General features: G+C 43.2%; 14 protein-coding genes. 3 read left to right on the top strand and 11 right to left on the bottom strand.

Going from position 1 to position 20,747, the window contains the following annotated elements:
* Positions 1–26: 26 nt before the first annotated feature.
* The 10 genes from V7K84_RS00235 to V7K84_RS00190 all read right to left on the bottom strand — a co-directional run bounded on the left by V7K84_RS00235 (position 27) and on the right by V7K84_RS00190 (position 9,968).
* Entirely contained in the window at positions 27–845 is an 819-nt protein-coding gene (locus V7K84_RS00235) for a hypothetical protein (RefSeq protein ID WP_334835258.1), read from the bottom strand.
* 50 nt (positions 846–895) lie between these two features.
* The gene (locus tag V7K84_RS00230; RefSeq protein WP_334835256.1) at positions 896–2,068 is read right to left on the bottom strand and encodes a baeRF3 domain-containing protein; all 1,173 of its coding nucleotides are present in this window, start codon (positions 2,066–2,068) and stop codon (positions 896–898) included.
* Between the two features lie 229 nt (positions 2,069–2,297).
* Positions 2,298–2,954 (bottom strand): DUF1361 domain-containing protein, encoded by a 657-nt coding sequence (locus tag V7K84_RS00225; protein WP_334835254.1) that lies wholly within the window; start codon positions 2,952–2,954, stop codon positions 2,298–2,300.
* 185 nt (positions 2,955–3,139) lie between these two features.
* A complete protein-coding gene (locus V7K84_RS00220; RefSeq protein WP_334835252.1) occupies positions 3,140–3,364 on the bottom strand; it encodes a hypothetical protein in 225 nt (74 codons plus the stop codon).
* Positions 3,365–3,442: 78 nt separating this feature from the next.
* Entirely contained in the window at positions 3,443–4,642 is a 1,200-nt protein-coding gene (locus V7K84_RS00215) for a hypothetical protein (protein ID WP_334835250.1), read from the bottom strand.
* Between the two features lie 149 nt (positions 4,643–4,791).
* Positions 4,792–6,699 carry an iron uptake porin gene (locus tag V7K84_RS00210; RefSeq protein ID WP_334835248.1) on the bottom strand — a complete coding sequence of 636 codons (1,908 nt, stop codon included), beginning with the start codon at positions 6,697–6,699 and terminating at the stop codon, positions 4,792–4,794.
* Between the two features lie 223 nt (positions 6,700–6,922).
* On the bottom strand, positions 6,923–7,399 hold the full coding sequence (locus V7K84_RS00205) for a hypothetical protein (protein WP_334835245.1): 477 nt from the start codon (positions 7,397–7,399) through the stop codon (positions 6,923–6,925).
* Positions 7,400–7,568: 169 nt separating this feature from the next.
* Positions 7,569–8,333, bottom strand: coding sequence for an energy-coupling factor ABC transporter ATP-binding protein (locus tag V7K84_RS00200; protein ID WP_334835242.1), 765 nt, complete (start codon positions 8,331–8,333; stop codon positions 7,569–7,571).
* Between the two features lie 65 nt (positions 8,334–8,398).
* On the bottom strand, positions 8,399–9,052 hold the full coding sequence (locus V7K84_RS00195; RefSeq protein ID WP_334835240.1) for an energy-coupling factor transporter transmembrane component T family protein: 654 nt from the start codon (positions 9,050–9,052) through the stop codon (positions 8,399–8,401).
* On the bottom strand, positions 9,045–9,968 hold the full coding sequence (locus V7K84_RS00190) for an energy-coupling factor ABC transporter permease (protein WP_334835238.1): 924 nt from the start codon (positions 9,966–9,968) through the stop codon (positions 9,045–9,047). The genes V7K84_RS00195 and V7K84_RS00190 overlap by 8 nt, the downstream gene beginning before the upstream one ends.
* A 925-nt stretch (positions 9,969–10,893) precedes the next feature.
* Here V7K84_RS00190 and V7K84_RS00185 point away from each other — a divergent pair.
* The 3 genes from V7K84_RS00185 to V7K84_RS00175 all read left to right on the top strand — a co-directional run bounded on the left by V7K84_RS00185 (position 10,894) and on the right by V7K84_RS00175 (position 16,988).
* Complete coding sequence (locus tag V7K84_RS00185) at positions 10,894–12,132, top strand: glycosyltransferase (RefSeq protein ID WP_334835236.1); 1,239 nt, start codon at positions 10,894–10,896, stop codon at positions 12,130–12,132.
* Between the two features lie 102 nt (positions 12,133–12,234).
* Positions 12,235–14,094, top strand: a complete 1,860-nt coding sequence (locus V7K84_RS00180) for a glycosyltransferase family 39 protein (protein ID WP_334835234.1) — start codon at positions 12,235–12,237, stop codon at positions 14,092–14,094.
* 365 nt (positions 14,095–14,459) lie between these two features.
* Positions 14,460–16,988, top strand: a complete 2,529-nt coding sequence (locus V7K84_RS00175; protein WP_334835232.1) for a mannose-1-phosphate guanyltransferase — start codon at positions 14,460–14,462, stop codon at positions 16,986–16,988.
* Between the two features lie 146 nt (positions 16,989–17,134).
* Here the strand turns inward: V7K84_RS00175 and ileS are convergent, their stop codons facing one another.
* Positions 17,135–20,284, bottom strand: a complete 3,150-nt coding sequence (ileS, locus tag V7K84_RS00170; RefSeq protein ID WP_334835230.1) for an isoleucine--tRNA ligase — start codon at positions 20,282–20,284, stop codon at positions 17,135–17,137.
* Between the last annotated feature and the right edge of the window lie 463 nt (positions 20,285–20,747).

The raw sequence follows: 20,747 nt of genomic DNA, 5'->3' as shown, positions 1-20,747 counted from the left end.
TTATAAATTAATTGCTTCCTGCCAATTTATTTAATGTAGCCAGTTTCGCGCAAAAACTTACGTAAATCGGCGAAGAATTTGGTGCGCTCGCTTTTTTTATAAGCTTGTTGCACTCGCTTCCAACCATCTTCTCCTTGACCTAGCAGATATTTATCTGCCAAATAAGCTGCTAAAAAGCCTTTGCCATCATCGCCTTGTTGTCGTGCTTGGGTATAAGTTTGCCATAGCTCTGAGGCATGATTGAAGATTAATTTGGGATAGCTACGAGTCACATCAACCATTTTACCTTGGCGATAACGCCAAATTTGCAGAGGGTAGGCAGAATCAGCATAAGCTGTAAAAGCATAGGCAAAGCGATCGTCTCGGCTATCAAACTCTGGCAGTCCATCTTTATCTAAATCTTTAAGTTGATAGCCACCATTGCCCCATTCGTGACGAATCTTAATATACTTTTGAGATTTGCTGTCGTAGCGGTAAATTAATGAATAAGTACAACAATGCGCTCCACCTGTAAAGAAATCGGCAATTATTTCTGGTTCTTTGTTACCGTCCAAGTCTTGGACTGGTAAGTTATTTTCTTGTCCAGATATATTCCCTAAAGGTCTATCATATTCATTTTCTTGCGGCAGTTCTCGATCCAAAACAGTTTTATCCGCTCGGATAATTTTCAACCGGACATTTTTATACTGATATTCCTCTGGTTTTTCGTAAGATATTTCTGCCCGCACATTGCCCAATTCTCCAGTTATTGTTTCTGCTGTTGCAGTCTGGGTAAATATAGCCGTTGCGCTCAAAAGAGCTAAACCGATTAGAGATTGACTGCTAAAGGAGCGAATAGTAATCATCGTTGGTGTTGTATATAGCACATTTAACTTTATACAACACCACCAAAATGTCAATATCGGTAAATTGCCGCAACGGCTGTGCTATATGGAATCTCTTCAAAGGGAACAGCGTAAACCGTGCCACCGTTTAATAAAGTATGAGCAGCAACAAAATCCAACAAATCCTCATCACCAGCTTCTTTTTCTGGGTGCAAATAAACCGTTTCTGAGGTTGGATCGAATAAACCCCACTGTTGCTGACCAACTGCAACTAGTAATGAATCCACTCGTTGGTAATAAGCGGCTGAGATAACTTCTTGGAGGTTGTTAGATGCTTTACCAGTATCACCACCAAACAATTCGTGAAATTGCTCCAAAACTGCTTGCTGTGACTTTTGGAAATCAGCCTCGACAATCGGCCAAGCTTGGTCATGTAACTCTTGGGCGCTGAGAATTTCTGGATTACCAGCGATCGCTTCATCCATCAAATGCTGGTAAGTATTTGCTTGTCTATACACAGGCAAGAGATACTCTACCCCAGCCAGCACCAAAGGTGCTTTTTGCAATTTCAGTTTCTCGTGTAATGCGCGATCGACAATTTGAAAGAATTGGAGGATATCTTCTTGGCGTCTATCCCTGTCAGGGCTTCCCTGTCCGTGAAACGAACCTGGTTGCGAAAAAGGATTGGAGGTTCCCCCTTTTGATGTTGCGATGCGAAACTGACCTTCTTTAGCAGTATCGTCTCTTTGCAGAGCTTCATCTAGACTTTTAGGGAGATTTTCTACTTCCACTTCATTAATGCTGTAGCGTGTTCCTTCAAAGAACCTGACATCTTGTTGACTCAAAGCCAGTATATAAAAGCGACCATTGCCATTTAAAATTGGCAGCAATGGTTTGATGTGAAATCGGTCTGTAACCACGACCAACTCTTGAAAATCAATTGGTAGGGGATAGTAACGAAAAATATTTTCAGAAATAAAAATCGCCAGCCCTTGTTCTCCCATTTGCTCCCAAAACTCTTGGGTATCAATTTCCTGGGATTTTTCCAACAATGCGATCGCATCTTCCTGTGTCAAACCCGCATCAATTAAACGAGCCTCTGCTTCCCTGACCAAATTTTTAAAGCGAATTGGGTCTTGTCGCACTTCTGGCCCAGCTGGGTGCGTTGGCATATAAATGGAAACACAATTTCCTTTTGGCTGTTCTATTAATGTCTTGATTTCCTCTTTCGAGATTAATTGCATATTATATCCCTCCTATCAACATGACTAGATACATCAGAGCAGACCATCGATATTCAAGGGTCCGATCGGACGTTATTTTCAGGTGATGGCGGTTGAAGTTCAACCGTTTGCTTCTGAGTTTATTTCACCTCAAGGAGGGTTTAGTTGCATCTTTCTTTTGATAGGCAATATTCATCAAGTAAATTACTAATTAAAACCCCAAAATTAAGAGCCAAAATTGCCACGTCGATCAAATGTTTGGCGTATTAGAGTTTGTGCGTCCTGAGTTTATCCCTATTCTGCCATTTGATTGGCTAAGACCTAAAGTTACTCGTTTCATAATCCAGTACAAACCTGCAAGTACCACAAAGGTGATAGCAATAATCACCAGGGGCTGTTTTCCCAGAATTTCTTCTACCCCTTTGGTTATTACGGCATCGGGTTGAGTAATAAAATCCCAACTGTTGAAACGCAAAAATCGTCCCCAATAAACACCAACAGCACAGAGAAAATGTGTAATCGTCTCAACGCGCCAAATCCATTGGCTCTTACCGATGCGATGTAAGTAGTGACCCCAATTAATTAACGATATTACATAAGCTTCAAATCCACCGAGAATTACTAGCAAATACACAGGAATAAGTACTAAAGTAATCATCCACACCGATTGAATCGTGCGGATATCATCTATCAAGTGAATTACATCAGTCAACAAATACGGTGCATTTGGTAAGAAAGCATAGAAAACTAAGAATCCTAGCCACCAAAGCCAAGTGCCACCACGCCTCATGCGAAATAGCCAGACACTCAAAGCCAAAGGTATAAAAGCCAGAAACAAATTCCAAGTCATCCAACTCATATTAATTCGCAAGACTTGCACGACTCTGGCTATCAATTCTTCTTTCATAGGTGCTTACTCGGAAGATATTTGATTGATGTATATTCACTCTGTAGTGTTAGTGTTAACCTTAGCGATCGAGTTTTTGTAGCCTCCAATAAAATTAATTTTCTCCAAGATCGGACAAGATTTTTATGTCAGTTAAAAGTAAATGCATACTGATATATGTCCAAAATTTAGAGTTTTTGTATATTTTATGCTGGAGGATGAAATTTATCAATCAATCGGCTTAAGTCTACTAGTATAGCCAGAAAATCATCAGGGTAAAACATACTACCGAAAGGTAGTCTGAGCAACGAAAACGCTACGAATAAGTGATGGTGGACTTTTTTAATTGCAATGTATGCCTCTGTGCTAACTATTATATTGATTTCATTTTGCCCTGCTAGAGTTCCAGAAGCATTCAAAATTTTGGTCAAGTTAGCCTTTACTTAGGGGCGGACGAGACGCCCACCCGACAAAAAGTAGTTGGATATTTTTTATTGAAAAGTCCCTAACTAACGCAGTAGCACTCGACTACGAGGGCCGATCGCTTGTTTGGGTGAAGTTATTGTACAACTCTTGGCAGAATCTTGCGAACAAGCAGCTTGAGCAAGGGTTGCAGGGTTGACAACTACTTGATTTACCTCTAGGAAATTACCGTTACTCAATTCCATATTAGGTGTAGTAGAAAGTGATGGAGAATTAGACCCAGATGTATACGTTGTAGGTGTCGAGGAAGCGCCACCATCAACTATTGGTGTAACAGTGAATGTGTCTCCACCACTAACTATTGGCGTAACAGTGGATGTGTCTCCACCATCAACTATTGGCGTAACAGTGAATGTGTCTCCACCACTAACTACGGGTGCAGGAGCGATCGCACTACCATCAATTACTGATGGAGGAATGGGTGTACTACCACCACTAATTACTGGCGGGGGAGTGGGTGTACTACCACCGCTAATTACTGGTGGGGGAGTGGTTGTACTACCACCACCAGTAGTTGGTGTAGGAGTTATGAGAGTTGCAGTTGCAGGTACTTTGATTTGTATTCTTGCTAGGGGTGAGTTAGTCATTTCCAAAGATGTCACCTTTGGCGAACCTGGGAGATCGGATTTGAAATCAAAGACTGTGGGGGTGGCGCTACCATTGCGATCGCTATATCTGACTCCATATCCACTCACTTCAAAAGTACCCTGATACTGGTTTCCAGTGTTTGGATCGGTGACAATACCAGTGTATAAGGCTTTGGTGAGATTAAATTCATCCTGAACTACTCCTTGAAATGTGGTTCCTGCCAATTGTCCCTGGTATTTATAGGGTGTCAACTCACCGCCAGAGAGAATCGGCGACGTGAGAACGCCATTAAAGGAGACAATCGGAATGCCTTTAAAGTCAACAAAATAATGCAGACTACCATCACTACGCGTTCTTACCTGCACATAGTCTGACTTGTATACAGGAACGTAATTAGGATTATTGTTAGTACCTAAGTTCCGAGAGTAAGTTCCTGCATCGTCTGTATCAACACGAGTAATGCTTTGATTGAAATTGGGATTATTTCTGGGGAGTTGGATAGTACCGGATAATGTGCCAGTGCTTTGAATTGTGATTTGAGCAGAAGCACTTGTTCCACCTAAACCGATGAAGACTGCGGCTAAACTGCTGCTGCTAACAAGAAGACAACCCAACTTAACTGATGAATTTAATTTCATGAAAAATTTGCTCCTTTAATCACATATAAAAAAAATACGCGTATGTTTACGCATGACTTTTCCTTGCTCCTAATGGATCGTGAAAGTATCTAATACTGAACTCATCAGTATTTAAATAGCGTATTTATAACCTTTACATCAGTACAAAATTAAAACCGGAAACTTGCTCTTAATGTCCCAACGATTAAGGCATCGTTAGCAGCATTGTGATCGGGATTGAAAATAACGAATAAGCCTGGAGTCAAGGCGATATTGTCGCTCAGTTGGGCGCGGTAAAAAACTTCTACGTGAATTGATGTGTCACTACGTCCACCTGCTGTCCCCCCATCAGAAAAGTTGGGAAAATTGAAGCCGTCGGGTAAAGTACTGGAAGTAATTTTGGGCGGTTGTCCAACGAGAACGCCCCCTAAATTCCCAGAACGCAGCAAATTAGGAAAAGCTGCGAATACCATCCAGTTAGTAGTTTCTACACTTCCAGAAAGGTTGGATGGCTTGGAGGAAGTAAAGCCACCCCAACCGCCCAAATGCAAGTTAGGGTTAATTCGCCAAGCAACGGTAGCGCCAATGGCTTGGGTATCGAAAGCTGTAGGATTTGCAAAAGGTGAGATCAGTTGAGAATCGCCAATACCACCTCCCAGTAAGCCATCTGGGGAGTGGGAATAGAGATAATGTACGCCGATATCGATGTTATTTGTGGGTGCTAAACTTAACTGAGCGCCAGCAGTATATCTACCGCCAAATAGTCCGCCCTGCTTGGTGTCGCCAGGAAAACTGGGTATTTCGGCACTATAAACGCCTTGCAAACTGATGCGATCGCTAATTTGCCAGTCAAAGCCTATACCACCAGTGCCGTTACCAATACTTAAAATCGGGTTGCGCTGACCAAATAGAGAAATTGCACCATCGCTAGAACCTTCTAAAGGGCTAATACCGCGAAAGGTGTTGATGGGGTTGACTCCCGCCGTACCGACGACAATTCCCAAGTTATTCGAGGCGAGAAATCGATAAGATAAGTCACTAACAACTAGATTGTTGTCTGTATTTGACTCGAAACCCAACCGCCCCATATTGGTAGATAACAACGATGCATTAGAACCCAAATTACCCGCAGACAGCCCAGTTAACAGCAAATCTCGCCCTGTAAATGAAGTTGCTAAGGTTAGTTGGGCGCTACTTGTAAAAGTCAGATTGGTTTTTCCCTGGCGTTCAGGTACTCCATCTCTAGGAAACAAATCGACATCGGGGCTATTGGTTCCCTGCACGCTAAAAATTGCTTGACCAAATAATCTAGTAGTTGTGGAAAACCGATTTCCTTGTAATTCACTAGTCTGCTTTTCCACAACTTCGACGCGCTGCTGTAATTGCTGCAACTCTGCTTTGAACTCACCTTGTAACCTTTGCAGCGAGATTAAATCTTCATTATTAACAGTATTAATTTTATTGTTAGCGTAGGCGTAGCCCGCACTTCGGCTGCGCTCAGTGACCACCGCAGGCATCGCATAGTTAATCTTCTCTAAGCAAGCATTTAAACCAGCCGCAAATTCATAACGGCTGATACTGCGATTCCCCAGATAAGTCCCATCAGGGTATCCCGCAATGCAGCCATAGCGTTCTACTAAAGACTGCAAAGCACCAAAAGCCCAGTCGGAGGGTTGCACGTCCTGGAGTTGCGATACTGAGGTGACTTGAGACATTGGGTTGTCTGAGTCTGGAGGATGAGGAGATTGGAAAAATTCTTCTGTACTTTCCTGGTTCTGTACAACTTCTGTTACAGGTTGAGTATCTTTTAATTCAGGTAAGTTAGGTGAACTGATAAATTGAATTTTGTCTCTACTTTTTCTCAGTATATTCTCGTACTTATTTTTTATCGCTGACGAGGTAGTTATATCTGGTTGAACGAATTCAGGTGGTGTAATATCAGCAGGTGAGACAACTTGAGACAAATTATCCTGTGTTGACTGCTGCACCGGGTTTCCTGGCAGAATTACGGACTTTTCTGGTAAATTGATCGCAGATATTGGCACTGTTGTCAGCACACTCGCCATCAGTAGACTCATATCACTCCTGGTATTTCATTTGACTTGCACCAATACTTCTTTTGACAGATAAAGTTGGTGTATATCAGGAAATTTTTTAAAAAAAAAGTGATAAAAGTTACTGTCTATCTGAGAGGGATCACCGTGTCAGTGGGAGAATGAAAGAGCAGAGGAGAAGTTGCAGTAAGTTTTTCCCCTCTGCACCTCTGCCCCTCTGCCCCTCTGCACCTTTGCCCCAGATAGATTATTCTGGCTCGCTACAATACTTATTCATCTGATTCACTAATGTATCTGACTGTTTGCCAAGAGTTGTAGCTGTTGTCAGTGCTGAATCAATTTCGACTTTAGCCTTTTGGATTTTTGCTCTCCCAGATTCTGAGGCTTGTGCTGTCTTGGTTGCACCAAGCGCCCTACCAGCCTTGGCGATCGCTTGACTGAGATTTTGAAAAATCTTCACAAAACCGCTTTGAAATTCTTTCAGCTTCGGATCTGTTAGCTTCAGTTCTCCAATGGATTTAGTCACAAAGTCTAAATCTTTAGATAACTGTATGCTAGTTATCACTTGCGTTCCTTTATTTTTATCAATTAGAGAAGTTCCAGCATTCACAACTCGAATCAGTCGCTGGCACTGGGAAACTTTATTGTCACTGCAACTAGTAACTAACAAAGCAATACTTAGGCTCACAGGAGCAAGAACAGTATATTTACGTAAAACAGACATTAACACCCCAACGGCAATTCAACCCACAATATAGTATCCAATATTACGGGGAAATGGGAGAATTGGGCAGAAGAGGCAGGGGGCAGGGGGCAGAGGGGCAGAGGGGCAGAGGGGCAGAGGGGAAAAACTTACTGTAATTTCTCCCCTGCTCCCTTGCCCCATGCCCAAATCACCAATCTATCGGCAAACCCAACTGGTCTAAAGTAGCACCATCTTGCAAAAGTGGTTGAATATCGCTGTCTATTTGAATACGACCACCAGACAACACCAAAGCGCGTTGAGTAACTCTGCCTAACCAATGTAGGTCATGGGAGGCAATTAAGATCGCTTGCACGGGTAACTTTAATAATACTTGCGCCAAATGACGCCGCCATGCTGGATCGAGACCGTTAGTTGGCTCATCCAAAATTAGAATTGTTGGTTCTAGGGCTAAAATCGAGGCTAAGGCGGCTAGGCGTCTTTGTCCACCAGAAAGTTCGTGGGCGGAACGATTGGCGTAGGCTTCTAGACCAAAATCAGCTAATAACTGGCGGGCGCGATCGCTAGCTTCTGCTGCTTTGATCCCATAGTTACGCGGCCCAAAGGTAATATCTTCCAAGATGGTGGGCATAAATAGTTGGTCGTTGGCATCTTGGAAGCTAAAGCCAATTTGACGACGCACTTGGGGTAAAGTTTGCAGTTCTACAGGGATGCCATTAATGGTAATTTTCCCTGCTTGCGGTTGTTTTAAGCCGATTAAGTTCTCCAATAAGGTGCTTTTTCCAGAACCAGTTGCTCCCATCAATGCGACGCGATCGCCTTTGTTCAAGGTAAAAGATATTTCCTGTAATACTGGCTTCTGGTGGGAATATGCATACACCAGGTTCTCAACCTCGACTACAGCTGCATGGGGATTATTGGTTGATAATTGGGGATTAGAAGTTAATGATTTCAAAATTTACAAACTCAATATGTAAGGGAATTGAGACGCGATGAATCGTGTCTCTACTGGGGAGTGGGTTAAATTTTGTAAGAAGTTAGGGTTACGCTAGCAGCGATCGCCCAAGCTATTAATAGGGCAAAACGTTCTTTTGGTCTGAGGGTAGAATCTATGGGTAATTGCCCGTTGTAACCACGAGCTACCATTGCCGCATAGACTCGCTCGGCTCGATCTAGACTGCGGAGATATAAAGCTCCAATCATCGCAGCACTGGCATAGCGCAACCATCCCGTAGTTCCATTCAGACCGCGTAGTTGGGCGCTGCGCTGCATCCGTGTTACTTCTGAGAGCAAAATTTCCATATATTGCCCAGCTAACAACAAGTTTTCCTTTAAAGGTGCTGGTACTGGTAATGTTTTCAGGGCAATGCCGAAACTGTGGGGCGGTAAAGTTAACAAAAAACTATTCATCGTCACCAGACAAACCAGCGAACGAACTAGCAAAAAACTGGCTCGTTCCCATCCCAAAGGCAATGCTAGCAATGACAAAAAAATCAATTCTGTGCCGAGTAATCCTCCCAATTGGCGAATTGGTACGCGCAAGAAGCAAGCCCAGAAAAGTGCGATCGCGCCATATACACTTAGTCCATACCAGGCATGATGCTTTAATAAAGCTGCTCCCACCACGATCGCTAGAGACAGTTGTAAGCGTAGCGGTAAGGAAAGTTTAAGCATTATTCGGTTTCACTACCTTGGCAATTCCAAAGGCAACAGCAAAGCAAACCGCAGCTCCCACCAGTCCAGCGATACTAGTGCCAATTGGCCCCAAACCCTCAATTCCATAGTCAGCTAAGGGAGTCGGGACAATTATCCGTACTTTCTCGGCTAAGTTAATGAAGCCAGTGTTTTCGGCAACTTTCTCCAGACCATCGGGCCAGGCTGAGGCAAAGAGTGACAGCACTCCCGCAATCAAAAAAATGGTGACAATAGGCACTGACCAGCCGCGAAACTCGTGCTGTTCGCCTGGTAACAAATCTGGTCTGGCTCTGGCCAGATAAGTCAGCACACCTCCGGTAATCATTCCTTCGCCAATACCAATCAAAATATGCACGCCAGTCATGGCTGGTAAAACTATCGCTACCGGTGCAGTTCCAGAGAGGGCTAATTCGATGGCACAAGCGATCGCAGCTACCACTACACTCACACCAGCTGCGATCCCAGCAGCCAAGGGTAAGCGCCCTTTAGACCCACCAAACAACCGTTGTAAGGTTTCGGTTAAAACCCAGCCAACCCAAACCCCAACTACTGCCATGTTAAAAATATTTGCTCCCAAGGCTGTAATGCCACCATCAGCAAATAACACGGCTTGAATAATTAAAACTGTGGCGAGACACAACGTTCCAGCCCAAGGACTGCCTAAAACGATCGCAGCTAAGGTTCCCCCTAACAAGTGACCACTAGTACCTCCTGCTACTGGAAAATTGATCATCTGGGCAGCAAAAATGAAGGCGGTGGTTAGTCCCAATATCGGGGCACGACGAATACCAAAAGCCTCTTGCGATCGCCCGAAGGCAACAAACAGCGCTGCCGCACTTGCTAAACCAGTAGCCCCTGCCACCGGAATAGAAACAAATCCATCAGGAATATGCATGATCTACCCTGTATTTTTAGAGGTTCATTTACTCAAAACAAGCAATAAAACTAAGTCATCTAATTTAATAACAAACAAAATTTTTCTCTTTTTTGCAATGCCCTATCGGGGGATTTTACAGTGTTACTTTTGACATATTTTCAAGCCAGTGTCTACTAAATAGTATACTTATTTAGTAGCATATTAATTTTTATTAAGCTTTTTTTTGATATTGCTAAACGTTGACAAATCTTCCAAAACGAGACTGTACATATCTACTCTCATTTGGTTCATCAAATTACTCCTAAAAACAGGTCAGAACGAAACATTAACTGCCTCTTATCTTATGGAGTAGTTCGTTATTTCAAAAATAAAATAGGAATTTATAACTGCTTTTATGGTTAAGAAATAGCTATAACTATTTATCAAAGAAATATTTTGATTTTTCTTTGTTTTATAGTGTTTAATTAATTCAATACTTATTGCATCAACAAATAAGTTTTGACGGGTGTAACAAGCTTATGTAATCAGCATTTGCACTTTCTTCTTACCTTGCTGTAAAAACAGTAATGTATAAGCATACTACCAAAATTTCCGATACTCCATATTAAAATAATATTCCCCGTGTATCATTAAAAAATTATAAAAATATGCTGAATAAACTGTATATTTGCTGACTTAGTTTACTTAAAAGTACAGGATGTTTTGCTAAAAAATACGTAATTTTTCGTATAATATCATAAAAACAAGGGGTAAGATGTAAAATTTAGATGAATTTAGGAAAATAGTGGGAATCGAAGTACGGGAATTACTAAACATTCAGGGCAACTAACTGTAACAAAAGGATTCCTCAACTTTTGAGCAACTAGGTTTAGTCAATAAAGTCAGCAGATGTTTGATTCTATTTTCCACGGACTTTACACACCCTCGTTTTGCAATTTGGAATATGAAAACAAACTCATCTAACTCGTTGTTAACAGTATCAACTGGCCCGCTAAAGATTTCAGAGTTGCCCCCCAACCCCGTGGGTACAGATGATAATTCTATTCATCTTTCTCTAGTAATTCCTACCTATAAAGAGCGTGACAACATCAAGAATGTAGTCAGCATATTGAGTCAATTACTGGATGAATCTATTGCAGGAAACTATGAACTAATAGTAGTAGATGATGATAGCCCAGACCGAACCTGGGAGATAGCGCAATCTTTGACGACAGAATACCCCCAGTTGCGAGTGATGCGACGCCAACAAGAACGGGGGCTGTCCTCAGCGGTGATTCGTGGGTGGCAAGCAGCTACGGGGAGTGTGCTGGGGGTGATTGATGGAGATTTGCAGCATCCACCAGAGGTACTAATACAACTGTTGCATAATATTGAGCAGGGAGCAGATTTGGCAGTAGCTAGCCGTCATGTAGAAGGAGGCGGTGTTAGTAGCTGGAGTATTGTTAGGCGTTTCTTGTCTCGTGGCGCTCAGTTGTTAGGCTTGCTGATCTTACCGGGGGTATTGGGCAGAGTTTCTGACCCGATGAGTGGTTATTTTATGGTGCGCCGGAGTGCGATCGCAGGTACAACACTCAATCCAGTTGGATATAAAATTCTCCTAGAAGTAATTGGCCGGGGAAAAGTAGACCAAGTTGCCGAGGTTGGGTATGTATTTTGCGAACGCAAAGAGGGCGAGAGTAAGGTGACATGGAAGCAATATATAGATTACATCCACCACTTAGTGCGATTGCGGCTTTCCACAGGGAAAGTAGGACGATTGAGTAGAAAAGTCAATTTTCCCGTCGGTCGATTTGTCCGTTTTGGGTTTGTTGGCTTTAGTGGTGTGTTTGTGGATTTAACGGTGTTTCACTTGCTGCGTACTGTAATTCATTTAGGTTTAACTCGCAGTACAATTCTTTCGGCCGGAGTGGCAATCGTAAATAATTTCTTATGGAATGATGTATGGACTTTTAGTGATATTTCTCAAGGGCAACGCGCTTTGCATCAACGTTTCAAGCGATTCTTGAAGTTCAGTGCAGTCTGTTTGGCAGGAGTTATATTACAAGCTCTAATAATTAACTTTCTCTATAACGTCTTGGAAATAAATCAGTATTTAGCTAAGTTGATAGCGATCGCAGTTGCTACCATCTGGAATTTCTGGGTTAATTTGAAACTTAGCTGGCGCGTCACAGACGTGAAATAATCACAACGAGGGATTTGAGCTTTAGATTTTTGTTTTTAGATTTTAGAACGAACTTAAATCTCAAACGTCAAATCTACAAATCCATGACTGTGAGGCCCGGCAATGAGACTTTTTTTCCAAGGTGCATTTTATTTTTACAAACAAATTATCTCGTTGCTATCTGCATCTGCTACCCATTTCCAGCCTCTGGCAGATAAAAACTCTGGTTCACAACGCAAGCATTGGCATAATTGGCATCGCCTTCCTCCTTCCTGGGTTAATCCCTTGCTGATCTTAGTGTGGTTGATTGTCGGCATCAGCTTGCGCCTAGTCAACTTGACTGCAAAGCCTCCTTGGACTGATGAGTTTGCCACCTTGGTATTTAGCCTGGGGAATACTTTTTTATCAGTTCCCCTCGATCGAGCGATCGCACCTGATATCCTATTACAACCACTGCAACTAAACCCAGCGGCTAGTATTGGTAATGTCATTCATAACTTAGCGACGCAAGATAGTCATCCACCACTGTATTTTGTGCTGGCTTACCTGTGGATGAAATTATTTCCCAGCGATGGAGGATTAGTATCGCTGTTTGGTGCGCGATTGCTACCAGCGATAATCGGCGCTGCCTCTATACCGTGTGTTTACGTATTAGGTAGAGTAGCCTTTCATTCGCGCTTAGTGGGACATTTGACTGCTGCGATGATGGCAGTATCACCTTATGGCGTATTTTTAGCACAAGAAGCGCGTCATTACACTTTGGCAATCTTATGGGTAATTGGTTCCCTCACCTGCTTAGTAATTGCCACACGTCATATTCAAAACCGCACACCTTTACCTATATGGGTAGCACTTTTCTGGATAGGAATTAATGCTTTAGGTATTGCTACTCATTATTTTTTCACTCTTACCCTTTGCACAGAAGTCGTAGTTTTGATTTTTCTGGCTTTGCTTCAATTGCAAACGAGCAGCAAATTTTCTCTCCTCTTCTCTCCTCCCTGGCGGCGTATCTATGCCGTTGCTATTGGTACTTGTGTGGCGGGTTTAATTTGGATACCAACCTTGTTAGAGAATGAAAATCGTGGTGCTTTGACCGAGTGGATTCGAGGTTCGCGCGTTGGACTAGATTGGTTAAGCCCCATTTTTCAAGCTTTAGGAACATTGATTGCAATGATTTCCCTATTGCCAGTTGAATCTTCTCAAGCTTTGGTTGTGATTCCTTCTGGGGTAGTGATGCTGACTTTCTTTATTTGGGCAGTACCAATTTTGCTGCGTGGGATTAAAATTCAATTACAGCAACCAGAAAGTCGGATGATGATTCAGGTACTTGCTGGAGTAGTTATCAGTGCGATCGCAATATTCTTTATCTTTACGTACTTTTTGGGTATTGACCTCACCAGAGGTGCTAGATATAACTTTGTTTACTTTCCCGCGATCGTGGTTTTACTAGGGGCAAGTCTCGGAGTTTGTTGGCATCCTCCCCAGATGGAAACAGAGCAAGGGAAAAATGGGATAACAAGTATAGGTAAATGGGGAATAAACGGGAAAAAAGCCGTAATGTTAATTTGGTTAATGGGATTTTTCAGCGCAGTTACAGTAATCTGCAATCTCGGCTATCAAAAATATTATCGTCCTGACCTGTTTGTGCAACTAATTCAACAAACATCCCCAACACCAGTACTGATTGCCACCACCCACAAGACTTATGTACACACTGGGGAAATGATGGGAGTTGCGAGGGAGATTAAACGTGCAAATTCACTCCAAAATCCTCTATTTCTCCTAGCTCATCAAGATCGAGATCCGAATGCTTCCACCATTGCTCTGGAAAATACTTTAAAACAATTACCACGACCTTTTGACTTGTGGCTGGTAAACTTTCACGCACCCGTAGCAGAAACCGTGAAAACATGTATTACATCTGATACTCAATCTTTGCCAACCGTAGACGGCTACGAATATGAACTTTATCATTGCCAATAGCTGGGAGCAGGGGAGCAGGGGAGCAGGGGAGCAGGGGAGCAGGGGGGCAGAGGAGCAGAGGAGAATAGGACTTACGCAATAAGTCTCTGAAACCCTTATTCCTTTGTGTACTTTGCGTACTTTGCGGTTCGTTTTTCATTATTTTGCGTAAGTCCTGGAGAAGTTGCAGTAAGTTTTTCCCCTCTGCACCTCTGCCCCCCTGCCCCTCTGCCCAATCCCCAATCCCCAATCCCCAATCCCCAATGTATATGCATCTTGTGGAAGTTCCTCAAATATCAATATCCATAGGAGACTAGAGAAAGAATAACAAAATCTATCTGATACGTTTTCAAGCAGCAAAAGCTGTAACTAGTTAAGGAGGATTTATGCGTGCAGTACTGATGGCAGGGGGTTCGGGAACGCGGCTTCGCCCGTTAACTTGCGATCTGCCGAAACCGATGGTGCCGATTCTAAATCGACCAATTGCCGAACATATTATCAATCTCCTCAAACGACATCAAATTACAGAAGTTATTGCAACATTGCATTATTTACCTGATGTCTTGCGAGACTATTTTCAAGATGGCAGCGATTTTGGCGTTCAGATGACTTATGCTGTCGAAGAAGATCAGCCTTTGGGTACCGCTGGCTGTGTAAAAAACATTGCCGAACTTCTTGATGAAACTTTTTTAGTCATTAGCGGCGATAGCATAACAGATTTTGACCTGACGGCTGCGATCGCATATCACAAACAAAAGAAGTCAAAAGCTACTTTGATTTTAACCAGGGTTCCCAATCCGATTGAATTTGGAGTGGTGATTACCGATGAGGAGACACGGATTCGGCGATTTTTAGAAAAACCCTCTAGTAGTGAAATTTTTTCTGATACCGTTAACACTGGTACTTACATTCTCGAACCAGAAGTTTTGGAATATCTGCCAGCAAACGTTGAATGTGACTTTTCTAAAGACTTATTTCCCTTACTGCTAGCAAAAGATGAGCCAATGTATGGTTACATTGCTCAAGGTTACTGGTGTGATGTCGGTCACTTAGATGCTTATCGTGAAGCTCAGTATGACGCCTTAGATCGGAAAGTGCAATTAGATTTTGCCTACAAAGAAATTTCCCATGAGTTATGGGTAGGCCAAAATACTTACATCGATCGCACGGCTGTGATTGAAACCCCAGCAGTGATTGGTGACAATTGCCGCATCGGCGCAAGAGTCCAAATTGAGGCAGGAACCGTAATTGGGGATAATGTCACTATTGGTGCTGATGCTAATCTCAAACGTCCCATCGTGTGGAATGGGGCATTTATTGGCGATGAAGCACATCTTTCTGCCTGTGTAATTTCTCGTGGCACTCGTGTAGACCGCCGCGCCCATGTATTAGAAGCTGCTGTGGTGGGTTCGCTTTCCACAGTGGGAGAAGAAGCCCAAATTAGCCCTGGTGTACGTGTTTGGCCCAGTAAAAAGATTGAGTCAGGGGCAGTTTTAAACATTAACTTGATTTGGGGAAACACCGCCCAACGGAATTTATTTGGGCAACGTGGTGTCCAAGGATTAGCGAATATCGACATCACCCCAGAATTCGCAGTGAAATTGGGATCTGCTTACGGTTCAACTTTGAAACCTGGCTCTAAAGTAACGGTTTCTCGCGACCAGCGTAATGTTTCTCGGATGGTGACGCGATCGCTGATTGCTGGTTTAATGTCTGTAGGTATTGATATTCAAAACCTCGATGCCACAGCTATCCCCATTGCCCGCACAGTTATACCCACAATGTCGGTAGCTGGTGGTATCCACGTCCGGGTACATCCCGATCGCCCTGACTACATTCTGATTGAATTCATGGATGCAAAAGGCATTAATATCTCCAAAGCCCTGGAAAAGAAAATCGAAGGGGCTTACTTTAAGGAAGATATGCGGCGGGCGCTAATTCATGAAATTGGCGATGTGTCTTATCCCAGCCAAGTCATGGAGCGCTACTGTACTGCTTTTGAGAAACTGTTGCATGTGCATACACTCCGCAACAGTCGCGCCAAAGTGGTGATTGATTATGTTTATGCAGTATCGGGGGCAGTTTTACCCCAAATGTTGGATAAATTTGGCGCTGATGCAGTGGTACTGAATGCCAGTGTCAATAAAACGGCGATGTCAATCACCGATCGCGAAGGATTGCTGACGCAGTTAGGTCATGTAGTGGAGGCATTGAAAGCTAACTTTGGGGTGCAAGTATCCGCTAATGGAGAACAGCTAATTTTAGTTGATGAATCAGGCTACCCAATTCGTGGGGAAATGTTAACAGCACTGATGGTAGACATGATATTAACTGCTAACCCCAGAGGGACAGTAGTTGTACCAGTTCATGCTTCCAGTGCTATTGAACAAGTTGCCCGTCGCCATGATGGCAGAGTGATTCGCACTAAAGCCAACCCTACAGCTTTAATGGAAGCTTGTCAGAAAAACCCGAATGTGGTGCTAGGAGGTAGTGGAGAGACTGGTTTTATTTTCCCGCAACTGCATCCGGGATTTGATTCCATGTTCTGCATTGCGAAGATAATTGAGATGTTGACTATCCAAGAGCGATCGCTTGCTGCTGCGCGGTCAGAATTGCCCCGTGTAATTCACAAAACTTATACAGTCCGTTGCCCGTGGACAGCTAAGGGTGCTTTGATGCGTTACTTGGTAGAAACTCACCCAGCCCAAAATCTAGAATTAATTGATGGAGTAAAAATTTGTCAACCCTACGATGACAGTTGGCTGTTAGTTTTACCAGATGCCAGCGAACCACTGGTGCATTTGTATGCAAATAGCAACGATCGCGAATGGGTAGATGAGACTGTGAGAAACTACCGCACCCGTGTTCAGTCGTTTGTGGAAAGACAACAAGAATATCAACCAACCGAAGTGTAATTCGTAATTAACCGCCTATAGCCAGAGGCGGGCAAGATGCCCGCCCCACAAGATTGGATAATTTATTTATTGGAAATCCCTAAGTGCATTTAGCCATTTTTAGTTAGGTTAGTGATTTCTAGTCTGTTAACGTGGGATTTTTGCTTTTAAAACTCTCCAGCTAAGGCTGCAACACACCGTTCGCAAATTAGGGGATGTTCTGCTGATTCTCCCACATGAGTAGAGTAGTTCCAACAGCGATCGCATTTTTGACCATCTGCATTCAGAACATCAATAGTTGTTATTTTCTCAGTACCCAACAATTTAGCTACTTTTATCTGTTCTTCTGCTTCTTTAGCAGGGGATTCTGCCAATTCAACCTCAGATACTAGAAATAGATAACGTAACTCATCTACACCGTTACTTTGCTCAATTGAATTAGGGTTAAGTGCTTGTAACTGTTTACGCAGTTCCAAATCAGAGATATATAATAACACCTTAGCTTCTAGAGAAGACCCAATTTCCTTGGCTACTCTCCTTCCTTCTAAAACCTTGTTGACCTCAGTACGGATTTGTCGGACTTGTTGCCAAAATTCCGCTAAATCTGGATTACGCCATTTTTCCTCAACCTGCACCCAACCGGCTTCAAACACCGATTTGTAAGGTGTTTTGTAAGGGAGATATTGCCAGATATCTTCGGCAGTGTGAGATAACACTGGTGCGATCGCTCGTGCTAAATTATCTAAAGCTATTTTCAGCACTGTTTGACAACTGCGACGGCGGAAAGCATTTTTTGCACTGATGTACAGCCTATCTTTGGCCACATCTAAATAAAAGTTGGATAAATCCACCACGCAGAAATTCTGCACTGTTTGGAAAAAACGGAAGAATTGGAAACTTTCAAAGGCTTCCGTTACTTCCTCAAACACTTCGGCGATCCGGTGCAGCATATAACGGTCAAGTTCTGGCAATTCCTCAAAGGGAACTGCATCTTTTTCTGGGTCAAAATCATCCAAGCTACCCAACAAAAACCGCGCCGTATTGCGAATCTTACCTCTAACATCATTCATTTGCTTGATGATGTTTTTGCCAATGCGAACATCGCCTGAGTAGTCAACCGATGATACCCACAATCGCAATACATCTGCACCGTAAGGCGGTTCTACTTTTTGATTTTTTCCGCCTTCAATGATTGTATTGGGGTCAACCACATTTCCTTCTGACTTACTCATCTTTCGCCCTTGTTCGTCTAAAGCGAAGCCGTGAGTTAGCACAGTTTTGTAAGGCGCAATGTCATTTACCGCTACGCTGGTGAGCAAACTGGATTGAAACCAACCGCGATGTTGGTCGGAACCTTCCAAATATATATCAGCAGGGTAGCGTAACTCTGGACGCTGTTGAACGACAGCCGCCCAAGATGAGCCAGAATCAAACCATACATCCATTGTGTCTGTACCCTTGCGGTAAGACTTGCCATTCTGGCGATAGGATTCGGGTAATAACTCCTCAACTGATAATTCCCACCAAGCATCAGAACCTTTTTCGGCGATGATTCCTTGGACGTGGTTGATAATTTCTTCATTCAGTAGTGGTTCTCCCGTGGCTTCGTCGTAGAAAACGGGAATGGGTACACCCCAAGCACGTTGACGAGAGATACACCAATCGGAACGTTCCGCTACCATTGGCGTGATGCGATTTTCACCTTGGGCTGGAATCCATTTTACCGTGGCGATCGCCTTCAATGCTTCTTCTCTAAATCCTTCCACGGAAGCAAACCATTGTTCAGTGGCGCGGAAAATTGTCGGCTTCTTCGTCCGCCAATCATAAGGATATTTGTGGGGATATGGTTCTTCCTTCAACAAAGAACCAGCCGCAGCCAGTGCATCAATTACTGCTTGATTCCCATCACCCAGCACATTCAATCCCGCAAATTGTCCCGCTTCTTCGGTAAAATTGCCATTGTCATCCACTGGTGCAAGGATGGGCAAACCGTAACGCTGACCAACAATGTAGTCTTCTTGACCATGACCGGGAGCAGTATGTACTAACCCAGTACCCGATTCAGTAGTAATGTAATCACCGCCGACGACAATCGGACTTTCGCGGTCATATAGAGGATGACGATAAGTAGTATGTTCTAAATCATTCCCTTTGAATGTGGCTTTTACGGTTAACTGAGTTGACAGGGTTGCTGATAGACGTTCCACTAAATCTGATGCAACTATCAGGTATTTGTGAGTTTGCTTTTCTTGTGCGTGCTTTTCAAGTTCATGCAAAGCTTGGATGTAGTCAGCATCTTGACCAAATTTATCTTGTTGTGGACTGCCTTTTGCTTCCCAGATTTCTCTTGCTTTACTTTCAACGTCTTGGTGTGTAAATCCGCGTTCAAGTTCATGCAAAGCTTGAATGTAGTCAGCATCTTGACCAAATTTATCCTGTTGTGGTCTTCCTTTTGCTTCCCAAATTTCTCTTGCTTTACTTTCAACGTCTTGGTGTGTAAATTCCTTTTTAGTAGAAACCACTGCATAATTTAAATCTGCATTTACCGCCACAGCCAAATTCCCTGGAATTGTCCAAGGTGTAGTCGTCCAGATAGCCACGCCCAAATCTGACTGATATTCCGCCAGCAGTGGTTTTACAGTTTCAGCCAAACTTGTGATTGCAAAAGCTGCATAGATACTGCGGGAAACGTGACCTTCTGGATATTCCAACTCAGCTTCAGCCAAAGCGGTTTTAGAACTGGGACTCCAGTGAACCGGTTTCAAACCGCGATAGATGTAGCCTTTTAAGAACATCTGACCAAACACGCCAATTTGAGCCGCTTCATATTCCGGCTTCAGAGTTAGATAAGGATGTTCCCAATCACCCCAAATACCGTAGCGTTTAAAATTATTGCGCTGGTCGTTTACCGTCGCTAGACCAAATTCTTTCGCTTTTTGCCGCAGTTGTAAAGACGTTAAATTTTGCCGTTCTGCTGACTTCATGTTCTGCAAAACTTTTAACTCAATTGGCAATCCGTGACAATCCCAACCAGGGACGTAGCGAACTTTACGCCCTTGTAACATTTGGTAGCGGTTAATAATATCTTTGAGAATTTTATTTAAGGCATGACCAATATGGAGTGAGCCATTAGCGTAAGGAGGCCCATCGTGCAGTATAAATAATTCGCCGGGGTTACTTTCAAAGAGGCGATCGTAAATTTTATTTTCTTCCCAAAATTTTTGGATTTCAGGCTCGCGCTTGATGGCGTTTGCCCGCATATCAAAATTAGTCTTGGGTAGGTTTACAGTATCTTTGTAACTTCCTGATTCGGTCACAGTCTCATGCCTAGAATTAGGTGTGCAGGTTTTACTAATTATAGAAGATAGCCTGAAATCCAAAATTCACTATTTGAACCTGAGTTTGATAAGTATTATTTGACCTCTCCCAACTTTGCGACGGTGACACACAAGTCAAATTACCCCCCTTAATCCCCCCTTATAAAGCTACGGTGCACACACAAGTCTTCTAGAGTTGCGCCACAGGCTTTTGATCCCCCCAGCCCCCCTTTGGGGGGCAAAAAGCTCTCAAAGTCCCCCTTTTTAAGGGGGATTTAGGGGGATCTAGGACGATTTTGGTTTTCTAGAAAGATGTGTGTACACCGTAGCCTTATAAAGGGGGGAAACAAGAAATTTAGTTCCCTCCCCTTTATAAGGGGAGGGTTAGGGTGGGGTAAAACCTTGGTTAATCAGCTATTTCAGACTTGTGTGTACACTGTAGGCTTCGGAGAGGGGAGCAAAA

The sequence above is a fragment of the Nostoc sp. genome, assembly GCF_036917315.1.
GTDB lineage: Bacteria > Cyanobacteriota > Cyanobacteriia > Cyanobacteriales > Nostocaceae > Nostoc.
The sequence above is the reverse complement of the archived record's forward strand: the minus strand, read 5'-3'. Positions and strand labels throughout refer to the sequence as shown.